The following is a 10,248-nucleotide window of genomic DNA, read 5'->3' on the forward strand; positions in this document are numbered from 1 at the left end:
CTGCGTACTCTTCGGCTTCGGCACGGGCACGAGCCTCCGCCTCCGCCTCGGCCTGCGCCTGGGCGAGGGCTTCCGCGGCGGCAAGGGCCTCCGCACGGACGACGGCAGCCTTCGCGGCACGCGACTTCGCCGCGCTCGCCCTCGCGGCGCGTTGACGAGCGGCCGTCTCGGCCTTTTCTGCGGTCGTGCGGGTCTTGGCCGCGGCTCCTGCCGCAGGGGCGACATGGGTCGGGGACGGCTCGGCCGGATCAGCGGGTTTCTGGGGAGCCGCGGCAACCTTGCGAACCGGGCTGGCGCGGGGCTTCTGGGTTCGGGCGACGGGGGTTCGGGCTGCCGGAGTTCGGGGTGAAGCGGTGCGCGCCGAGGTTGCGCGGTCGGGCGTCGTCTTGGCCGGACGCGCCGGAGTGGCTGCGTCGTTCGACGGGGCCGAATCGGACGCGGGCACAGTTGTGGTCGGCTCGTTGGGCTCGGAGTTGGGAGGCACGTGAGTCACCTCGCCAACCCTACCAACGACCCTCCGACAAGACTGGATGGCGGGCGCGAATCCCGCCGAAAACGCGCTCGATCCGGCCCGTTCACCGGGGCCGATTCCACGCGGCGGCACCCGAAAGGGGCACTTCGGGTAGACTGACCCTTTCATGTTGGTGTGTCTGAACGGAAAAGACGAGGTGAACCACAGGCAAACTGGCTCGACATTTTTCGAACCGGGCGCAGGTAGCCCGACACTGTTAAGGAGACAAATATGGCCACCCAGGTAGTCATTTTGGCAGCGGGAATGGGCAGCAGACTGGGTCGTTCACTGCCCAAGCCGCTCACGGAACTCAGCGACGGCCGGTCGATCATGCGTCAGCAGTTCGACAACATCGAGCACGCATTCGGATCCCTGGCCCGCGTCACCATCGTCGTCGGTTACAAGCTCGAGCACATCATCGAGGCGTTCCCCCAGGCATCCTTCGTCTACAACGAGGAATATGACCAGACCAACACGTCCAAGAGCCTCCTGCGCGCCCTGCAGGCCTCCGGCGCGGGCGGGGTGCTCTGGATGAACGGCGACGTCGTCTTCGATCCCGCCGTCCTCGATCGGGCGCACGCCATGGTCGAACGCGACCAGTCTTTCGTGACGGTCAACACCTCACAGGTGTCCGAAGAAGAGGTCAAGTACACGACCGACGACGAGGGATACATCAGGGAACTCTCCAAGACCGTGACCGGTGGACTCGGAGAGGCCGTTGGCATCAACTTCATCTCCAGTGCGCACAAGGCGATCCTGGTGCGCCATCTCGCCAGGGTGAACGACCAGGACTACTTCGAGCGCGGCATCGAACTCGCGATCGAGAAGAACGGCCTGCTGATCGAACCCCTCGACATCTCCGACTTCTACGCTGTCGAGGTCGATTTCGCCGAAGACCTCGAGCGCGCGAACCTGTTCGTCTGATTCGCATTCACCCTGATTTTGTGAACATCTAGAGTGGAGTCTGTGAGTAGCTACGCAGAAGTGCGCCCTGAACAGCTCACCGCTCTCTCCCGCTACCGCCACTCACTGTGGCTCCTGACCCAGCGCGACCTGCGGGTCCGCTACTCCACCTCGTTCCTCGGCTATTTCTGGTCGATCCTCGACCCGCTCGTGATGGCCGGGATCTACTGGTTCGTGTTCACCCAGGTGTTCCACCGGGGCGTCGGGCACGAGCCGTACATCATCTTCCTGCTCAGCGCGCTGCTGCCCTGGATGTGGTTCAACGGAACCGTCTCCGATTGCACTCGCGCGTTCCTGCGCGAGGCGAAGCTGATCCGGTCGACCCGGATCCCCCGCACCATCTGGGTGAACCGGCTCGTGCTCTCCAAGGGCATCGAATTCCTCGCCTCGATCCCGGTGCTCGTGCTGTTCGCCGTGTTCGCCGGCGCCCGGCCGAGCGTCGAAATCGTGTTCTTCCCGCTCGCCATCGTGATCCAGGCGATCCTCACGGCGGGGGTCGGCCTCATCGTCGCGCCGCTCGTCGTGTTCTTCCGCGATCTGGAACGCGCCGTCAAACTCATCCTGCGCTTCCTGTTCTACGCATCCCCGATCATCTACAGCACCCAGGACCTGCCGCACCAGCTGCACTTCTGGGCGGCGTTCAATCCCCTCAGCGGCATCTTCAGCCTCTACCGGGCGGCCTTCTTCCCCGGCAACCTCGACTGGTTCACCGTCGGCGTCAGCGCGGCCATGTCCGTCGCCTTCCTCGGACTCGGGCTGCTGGTCTTCACGCGCACCGAGCGCGCGGTCCTGAAGGAGCTGTGATGACGGGAACAGTCCGGACGCCGGGATCGGCCGTGACCGGGGCGCCTGTGATCGCCCTGGCCGGGGTCGGCATCCGTTTTCGCCGTAACCGACGCGGCAGGCGCAGCTTCAAGGACCTGTTCGCGAGCGGGGCCCGGCGCACCAGACCCGGCGAATTCTGGGCCTTGCGCGCCGTATCCTTCACGGTGCAGCGCGGAGAGGCCATCGGCGTTGTCGGTCGCAACGGCCAGGGAAAGTCGACCCTGCTCAAGCTCGTGACCGGGGTCGTCCTGCCCGATGAGGGCACTGTGCGGGTGACGGAGGGCGTCGCACCACTGATCGAGATCACCGGCGGTTTCGTCGATGACCTCACCGTGCGCGACAACGTCTATCTCACGGCGGGCCTGCACGGCATGACGAAGAAACAGATCGGCGAGCGTTTTGACGAGATTCTCGACTTCGCCGAGATCGGAGACTTCGTCGACACCCCGTACAAGCACCTCTCGAGCGGTATGAAGGTGCGCATCGCCTTCGCGGTCATCTCCCGGCTCGAGGAGCCGATCATCCTCGTCGATGAGGTGCTCGCCGTCGGCGACAAGGCCTTCCGGGAGAAGTGCTATCGCCGGATCGAGGAATTGCTCGCCGGCGGCCGCACCCTGTTCTTCGTCTCGCACAACGAACGCGACCTGCGTCGCTTCTGCGCCAGGGGCCTCTACCTCGACAAGGGCGCGCTCGTCCTCGACGGTCCACTCGACGAGGTCCTCGCCCGGTACGACGCCGATTACGGCGTGCGGCCCGCCTGAGCCGGCTCAAGGATCGACGATGGCGAGGCTGTCGCGATCGGGCGGCAGCTGTTCCTTGGTCAGGCCGGTGAGGAGGTCCCCGACCTCGAGGCTCAGCACGTCCGCGAGCCGGATCAGGGTGTGGAAGGTCGGATTCCCAGTGCCGCGGTCGATCCTGGCGTAATTGGACACGTTGAGTCCGGCCCGGTGCGCGACAGACTCCTGGTTGAGCTCGAGTTCCGTTCGGCGCTGCCGCAGGCGCAGTCCCAGCAGGCGGCTCGCTTCTGACTTCGGCTCCGGCATCCTCCATCTATAGGCTTGAAGTGGGAAAACCGCCAGTGGCCGGGGAAAAGATGTGAATACCTTCCCCTGTCAGACCGGCAACGTAAACTCGACGGAAATCGGAAGGACGGCATCGACATGGCACGAAGAGTGAAACCCCTCGTCTCGACGACCGGGGGTCTGCCGCAGGGCGGCCAGCTTCCGACCGGCATCATCCGGGGATTCGACCGGGTCATGGCCATCCACCGCCCGGCTGTGCTCGCCCACATCCGCGGCATCCGCCGGCGCTCACCGGACTCGGACCCCGCACAGATCATCAGGATCCTCGAACGCCGCTACCTCGCCATGGTCACGACCGGCGGCGCGGCCGTCGGGGCGACGGCCGTCATTCCCGGCGTCGGCACCGGGGTGACCCTCGCACTGTCCGGCGTCGAGACCGCCGGGTTCCTCGAAGCGACAGCCTTGTTCGCCCAGTCGGTGAGCGAGGTGCACGGTATTGCCGTCGACGACCCGGAGCGCGCCCGCGCCCTCGTCATGACGATGATGCTCGGCAGGGAGGGCTCCGACCTCGTCCGCCAGCTTGCCGGCCAGTTCAGCGGAACGGGTGCGGTCCGAACGGCCTATTGGGGCGAACTCGTCACCGCGAGCATTCCGCGCGCCATCATGGGTCCGCTCACCGATCGCCTGAAGAGCTCGTTCATCCGCCAGTTCGCGACCCGCGGCTCCGCGAGTTTCGTCGGCAAGGCGCTCCCCTTCGGCGTCGGCGCCGTCGTCGGCGGCGCCGGCAACCATATTCTGGGCAAGCGGGTGCTGACCTCGTCCCGGCTCGCCTTCGGCCAGCCGCCTGCGGACTTCCGTCCCGAACTCGACCCGCGCATACGCGAGGCGATCGTGCGCGAGGGCGGCGGCCTCGAGGGAGTCGGCCGTGCCGGCGCGCTGCGGGTCGCCGCCGGCCACCGCATCACCCAGCTCGGGCAGCTCGGGCACGGCACCCTCACCGTGCTCCCCCGCATGGTCCCGCGGCTGCTGCGCCGTGGCCGACCGCTGGAGTCAGGGGTTCCAGGCACCGCAACGGCGGATCACCCGGATTCGGCTCACGCGGATTCGGATCACGCGGCCGCCGGGCAGGACGTGTCTCCCCGCGAACCGGCCTCCTCTCCGCGACCGTAGCAGGCCGCTCAGGGCCGAACGGCGTCGAACCGCTCCCACTCGTCCATCAGGTGCTGCACGGCCGCGTGGAAGCGAGCGGTGGCCGCACCGGGTGCCGCGTCGCCGAAGTAGCGTTCGACCCCCACACCCAACCGGGCCTCGGCCTCCGGGTCGTGCGCGAGCGCATCCACCGTGCCCACGATCGAGGAGGCGGCGGACGCGTCGAGCCATTCGCACGCCGCGAGGTACCCGCCGGTGTCGATCTCGGCAGCGGGATCGGCGGGGCGGGTGACGAGAAGGGCCTTGCCTGCGGCGAGCCGGTCGTAGACCATGGCTGAGATGTCGACGATGGCAACGTCCGCCGCCGCGAGCTGCCAGCCGAGCTCCGCACCGGTGTCGTACATGTGGTGAGCGGCGGGATCGCGGGCGTTCGCCGCCTTGATCAGGGCGATGATCCTGCGGTTGGCTGCGCCGTATGCCTCGTCGGTGACCCCGCTGCGCGGGTGCGGCCGGTAGATCAGGCGATGCCGCGACGAGGCGAGGAGCGCAGTGGCGAGTGCGACGCCGTGGCTCGCGATCGAGCCGTATGCCGCGGTGGGCCGGTCTCCTTCCCAGGTCGGCGCGTAGAGCACGACCTGCCGGTCGTCGGGAACGTACGGAAGCACGCCGCTGTAGTGGTCCGCCTGCGGGCGGCCGATGGTGATCGCCCGCTTGTCGAAGTCGTAGTCCCAGAGCACCCGGTCGAGACGGGCGAGGGCGGCGTCACCGGCGACGAAGGCGTAGTCGTACGCCTTGATCTGGTTCGTGACCATGTACATCTTGTCGCTCTCGCCATGGTTGATGAACACGTGCCAGCACCGCGGGTAGCGCATCATCTGGAAGTTCCGGGCGTTCTGGTTGACGTAGAACACGATGCGGATGTCCTGTTCCGCGACGACCCGCTCGAGGTCGGCGACCTTGCGCACGTAGGTCACCGGCACCGGGCACTCCTCGGACATCGGCAGCGCCCCGGTCCCGGTGCGGCTCAACACGATGACGGGCCAGGTCTCGGCGAGCACGGCGAGCGGCCGGTACCACTGCCGCATCTGATACAGGTTGACGGCGCCGTCGGCGAAGTAGACCGCGATCTTGAAACGGCCGAGCGGAAGCGGACCGTCCCCGAGGAGCCGGCCGGCGAGCAGTTTCTGTGCCCGGCGCGACGCGGCGACATCCTTGACCAGCTTGACGGCCAGGCCGATGTCTTTTCGAATGGTCATCCCTCCAGAGTACCGAGCACCGGGTCAGACGATGGGGGGACGGCCGGCCAGGGACATCCGCCAGACCGTGCGGGCGCTGATCGGCCGCCGCTCCCCCGGGTTGCTGCGCCAGCCCTCCCGGAATCCGGCGAGCCAGGCCCGCAGTGCCGGCCGGTCGCTGCGGAATCGCAGCAGCTGGATCGCGAGCCAGGAACCGGCGTAGACCGGGACCAGCACGGCAGGCAGGTTGCGCCGGGCGAGCCAGACCCGGTTGCGCGCGTTCAGCCGGTAGTAGTCGGCGTGCCGGGTGGGCTGGATGACGGGATGATTTGCTTCGAGGTTTCCCGCGTACCAGGTGCGCAGCCCCTGGTCCCAGACCCGCCACGCCAGTTCGATGCCCTCGTGAGCGTAGAAGAACGGTTCGGCCCAGCCTCCGGTGGCCAGGAAGACCGCACGGGGCATCACCACGGCACCTTCCCAGACCGAGAAGACGGCGCCGGACTCTGTCGCGGCTCCCTTACGGATGCGCGGAATCCAGCGGGTCGGCGCCGCCGCGCCCGTGGGATCGGTCACCCGGGGTTGCAGCAGGCCGATCGACGGGTCCGCGCGGAGCTGCGCGACCGCGCGACTGAGGAACCGGGGGTCCGGGATGCTCGCGTCGTCGTCGAGGAAGAAGAGGTACTCGCCCGTCACAAGGGGGACGCCGCGATTGCGACCGGCGGGGATGCCCAGGTTCTCCGTCAGGGCCAGCGCCTGGACGGCACCCGGTAACCCGGTCGGTACCCAGCCGTTGCCCACGCAGACCACGTCGAGGACGACCTCCTGCTGGGCGAGCACCGAGCGGATGCCGCTGGCGAGGTCATCCGGCCGGGTGCCCTGGGTGAGCACGACGACACCGACCCTCGGCAGCACGGTGTCGCTCACCGCTCAGGACCGGACGCGGCGCGACGCCATGATTGCGACGAAATGGCCGAAAAGAGCGAGGATCGACAGGGGCACGAGAGCGATGAGCACGATCCGGTCCATGAGAGGCTCGCCGACGAAACGGCCGATCACCGCGGAGGCGAAGATCAGGATCGTGAGTTCGACGGAGTGGTACAGGCGGTGGAACGGCAGGAACCGGGCGAGCCTGCGCAGCTGGGCGATCCTGCCGGGAGTCGGGGTCTGCTCACCGCGCGTGTCGGCGAGTTTGGTGAGCCCCGCGTTCGCCCTGGCGACGTGCACCATGTCGTTGAGCGCCTTGTTGAGCACGATCACGAGGGCGAGCAGCAACGCGAGAGTCGTCCAGAGGAAATCCTCCGGCGATTCGAACGGGTAGGCCGCCGCGCGAATGCCGAACGCGATCGGAATGAGCGCCTCCGTCGAGTAGTGACCGACCTTGTCGAGGAAGACCCCGGCTGGCGACGATTCGCCTCGCCAGCGCGCGACTTCGCCGTCGCAGCAGTCGACGAGCATCTGCAGCTGCCCGAGGATCAGTGCGAGCAGGGCCCCCCAGACACCGGGGATGAGCAGCGCCGCAGCGGTCGACCAGCCGACGAGGATCATCAGCGCCGTGACACCGTTCGCGGTCACGCTCGTCTTCAGCAGCAGCCAGGTGAGATACGGCGACACGTCGCGCAGGTAGAGCGAGGCCGTCCAGTGCTCGGCGTTCGCCCGCAGGCGTACCTCGGGCGGCTGCGCGACGGCCCGCAACTCGGCGATCGACGTCGGCCGGGGCTGGCGCACCCGACCGGTGGAATGTGAGTGGGATGTCATAGGTGTCTCCCGGTCCGTGCCGCGATATTGCTGGTGAGTTTCAGGTATCCGAGCAGGAAGCCGAAACCCCAGCAGAAGTGGATACAGGGCAAGACTAGAAGGAACCAGGCGCCGGAGCGCCCGCCATCAGGGCGAGTCACGACCACGGTGGCCAGGAGGACGACGAGCAGGTATCCGACCGGGGCGATCCAGCCCAGCAGCAGCCACGGTACGACGACGCCGGCGAAGCCCAGGACCACTCCGGCGGTGACGAGGAGCACCATCACGGGAGGCACGAAATAGCGGATGCCGTTGTCTGCGGGGAAGCGCCGCGCGAGTTCCCCGCGCCACATTCCGGTGGACAGCATCTGGCGGGCGAGTCTGGACAGGCTCGGTCGCGGCCGGTAGACGACGCGCAGCCTCGGTGTGAACCAGACCGTGCCACCCTGCTCGCGGAGGCGCCGATTGAGCTCCCAGTCCTGGCCGCGCTTGATGGTCTCGTCGAAGAGCCCGGCACGCAGGAGGCTGTCGCGGCGGAAGCAGCCGAGGTAGACCGTCTCTGCGGCGCCCTCCGGCCCACCGACGTGGAGGGGCGTTCCGCCGAGGCCGATCCGGGTGCCGTAAGCCCGGGCGACGGCGCGCTGGAACGGAGCGGTGCCCCGCGCGTCCATGACTCCGCCGACGTTGTCCGCCCCGGTGCGCTCGAGGGTATCGACGGCGACGCGCGCATAGTCGCTCGGCAGCACCGAGTGGGCGTCGACCCGGATCACGACGGGGTAGGCGGATGCACGGATCGCGGCGTTGAGGCCGGCAGGGGTCGATCCGATCTCGTTGGGCACGACACGGATGCGCGGGTCGAGTTCGGCGAGTTCCGCGACGAGTTCCTCCGTGCCGTCGATGCTCGGTGCAAGGGCCAGCGTGACGTCGAACGGACCGGTGTAATCCTGGCCCAGGAGGCTCGTCACCGCGGCCCGGACGTGCAGCACATCGTTGAGCACGGGCATCACGTAGGAGACACCGATCAGGGGCGCTTCGCCGGTGTGTGCTGCCTGTTCGATCGGGTGTCCATTCCGTTGCGGACTGTCCAGACTACCAGCCCACCCCTTTGGGGGCCTCCTGACGGCTGGCGCACCGGAGCGGAAACACGACTGCGCCGCCGGTCGATGACCGGCGGCGCAGGGCGTGGAAGGAGGACGGGAGCTGCTAGCTGGACAGTTCCCCGACCGTGACGGTCACGGTGTACGACTTGCCGTCGCGGACGTAGACGAGGTCGGCGGTGGCGCCGGCGGCGAGTACCCGCACCTGGGCGGTGAGATCCTTCGCGTCGGTGATCGGCACTCCGTTGAACTTCGTGACGACGTCGCCCTTCTTCAGGCCCGCCTTCTCGGCTGCGCCACCGGAGCTGACCTCGCTGACGAGGGCGCCGACCGTGCTGCTCGTGTCACTCGTCGCGCTCGTGATGCTCGCACCGAGCAGCCCGTGGGTGGCCTTGCCGTTGGCGATGAGCTCGTCGGAGACGCGCTTGGCGAGGTTCGACGGGATCGAGAAGCCGACGCCGATGCTTCCGGCAGCCGTTCCCGATGAGGAGGACCCGCCCGCGTTGGCGATGGCGACGTTGATGCCGATCAGTTCACCCTTGGAGTTGAGCAGGGCGCCGCCGGAGTTGCCGGGGTTGATCGCGGCATCCGTCTGGATTACGGAGAGCGAAATGCTGCTCGTCGTGCTCGGAGTGGTCGACTGCGCGCTTCCGTCCTTGTTCGGGAGGTCGAAGTTCCAGAAGTACGGGTTGTCCGTGCTCGGGGCCGTGGTGTCCGGCGTGTCCGTGGTGGGCGCCGCCGATGAGGCGATCGAGATGCTCCGGTTGAGGGCGCTCACGATGCCGTCGGTGACGGTTCCGGAGAGGCCGAGCGGTGCGCCGATGGCGATCGTGGTGTCGCCGACGTTGAGCTTGCTCGAGTCTGCCCAGTTGATCGGGGTGAGGCCGCTCGCGTCGGTCAGTTTGACGACCGCGAGGTCGGAGATCGGGTCTGTGCCGACGATTGTCGCCTTGTAGACCTTCCCGTCACTGGCCGTGACTTCGAGGGTCGCGTCTGCGCTCGCGCCGTCGAGTGTCACGACGTGGGTGTTGGTCAGGACATAGCCATCGGAGGTGAGGACGACTCCGGAACCGGTGCCGCCGGAGGTTCCGCTGGTCGCGTTGATGGTGACGACGCTCGGCATGGCCTTCGCGGTGGCTGCCGTGATCTGGTTGACGCTCTCGGTGTTGTTGACGACGACGGTGCTCGACCCCTGGGCCTGACTGACGGGGGTGCCGTTGCCCTGGCCTCCGGAAAGGAGCGCCATCACGCCGGCGCCGGATGCGCCGCCGATGAGGGCGCCGATCGCGAGCGCCGCAACGAGGCTGAGTCCGGCACGGCGGCGGGCCGGGTCCTTCGGATGGGGGGCCGACGACGGGCCGGTCGGTCCGTTCGGGCCGCCACCCTGGGGAGCGTAGGAGAAGGGTGCAGCCGATGCTGCGAAGTGCGGCGGGACAGAGCCGTCGGCTCCGCCGAGGGGCCGTCCGAAGGCATCCGTCGCGTAGGGAAGCGTCGGCTGGGTGATCTGGTTCGACGCGTTCGCGACGGGCTGCTGGGGAGCCTGGGCGGCCTGGACGTCTGCGGGGGCGGACGCCTGCTGGGCGACGACGCCCTGCGGCTGCTCTGCAACCGGCTGCGCGGCCTGCGGGAAGCCGACGACCTCGGTCGTGTTGTCCGCGTTCGCGGAGGGGGCCGGGTACTCGGTGGTATCGGCGGGGACGGCGGCGTTGGCC

Annotated in this window: 10 protein-coding genes and 1 pseudogene; 4 read left to right on the top strand and 7 right to left on the bottom strand. The window is 68.1% G+C overall.

The features are described 5' to 3' along the window. Positions 1 to 484, bottom strand: a pseudogene (locus QN345_RS11100) (hypothetical protein); the annotation flags it as partial. A gap of 258 nt (positions 485 to 742) precedes the next feature. Between QN345_RS11100 and QN345_RS11105 the strand changes: the two are divergent. Genes QN345_RS11105 through QN345_RS11115 form a run of 3 tightly spaced genes read left to right on the top strand, consistent with a single transcriptional unit; the run spans position 743 to position 3,060 of the window. Further along, positions 743 to 1,435, top strand: a complete 693-nt coding sequence (locus tag QN345_RS11105) for an NTP transferase domain-containing protein (RefSeq protein WP_134445821.1) — start codon at positions 743 to 745, stop codon at positions 1,433 to 1,435. A gap of 42 nt (positions 1,436 to 1,477) precedes the next feature. Next, positions 1,478 to 2,278, top strand: a complete 801-nt coding sequence (locus QN345_RS11110; RefSeq protein WP_241975384.1) for an ABC transporter permease — start codon at positions 1,478 to 1,480, stop codon at positions 2,276 to 2,278. After that, positions 2,278 to 3,060: an ABC transporter ATP-binding protein gene (locus QN345_RS11115; RefSeq protein WP_134445822.1), complete on the top strand. Its 783-nt coding sequence runs from the start codon at positions 2,278 to 2,280 to the stop codon at positions 3,058 to 3,060. The genes QN345_RS11110 and QN345_RS11115 overlap by 1 nt, the downstream gene beginning before the upstream one ends. 6 nt (positions 3,061 to 3,066) lie before the next feature. Here QN345_RS11115 and QN345_RS11120 read toward each other — a convergent pair whose 3' ends face one another. Continuing rightward, positions 3,067 to 3,342, bottom strand: a complete 276-nt coding sequence (locus QN345_RS11120) for a helix-turn-helix domain-containing protein (protein WP_134445823.1) — start codon at positions 3,340 to 3,342, stop codon at positions 3,067 to 3,069. A 117-nt stretch (positions 3,343 to 3,459) separates the two neighbouring features. Here QN345_RS11120 and QN345_RS11125 point away from each other — a divergent pair, with 117 nt between their 5' ends. Beyond that, entirely contained in the window at positions 3,460 to 4,491 is a 1,032-nt protein-coding gene (locus QN345_RS11125) for a hypothetical protein (RefSeq protein ID WP_241987400.1), read from the top strand. Between the two features lie 8 nt (positions 4,492 to 4,499). On the opposite strand, the gene QN345_RS11130 is transcribed toward QN345_RS11125, so the two are convergent. The 5 genes from QN345_RS11130 to QN345_RS11150 form a co-directional block, all read right to left on the bottom strand. Continuing rightward, positions 4,500 to 5,726 carry a hypothetical protein gene (locus QN345_RS11130; protein WP_322188161.1) on the bottom strand — a complete coding sequence of 409 codons (1,227 nt, stop codon included), beginning with the start codon at positions 5,724 to 5,726 and terminating at the stop codon, positions 4,500 to 4,502. A gap of 24 nt (positions 5,727 to 5,750) precedes the next feature. Further along, positions 5,751 to 6,629 (bottom strand): glycosyltransferase family 2 protein, encoded by an 879-nt coding sequence (locus tag QN345_RS11135; RefSeq protein WP_134445825.1) that lies wholly within the window; start codon positions 6,627 to 6,629, stop codon positions 5,751 to 5,753. Positions 6,630 to 6,632: 3 nt separating this feature from the next. Beyond that, positions 6,633 to 7,460, bottom strand: a complete 828-nt coding sequence (locus QN345_RS11140) for a CDP-alcohol phosphatidyltransferase family protein (protein WP_134445826.1) — start codon at positions 7,458 to 7,460, stop codon at positions 6,633 to 6,635. After that, positions 7,457 to 8,443 carry a glycosyltransferase family 2 protein gene (locus QN345_RS11145; RefSeq protein ID WP_134445827.1) on the bottom strand — a complete coding sequence of 329 codons (987 nt, stop codon included), beginning with the start codon at positions 8,441 to 8,443 and terminating at the stop codon, positions 7,457 to 7,459. Before QN345_RS11145 ends, QN345_RS11140 begins: the two co-directional genes overlap by 4 nt. Before the next feature lie 199 nt (positions 8,444 to 8,642). Further along, on the bottom strand, positions 8,643 to 10,248 hold a 1,606-nt coding region (locus tag QN345_RS11150; protein ID WP_416347662.1), incomplete at its 5' end, for a trypsin-like peptidase domain-containing protein.

This window comes from Cryobacterium sp. 10I1 (genome assembly GCF_035019805.1).
GTDB classification, from domain to species: domain Bacteria; phylum Actinomycetota; class Actinomycetes; order Actinomycetales; family Microbacteriaceae; genus Cryobacterium; species Cryobacterium glucosi.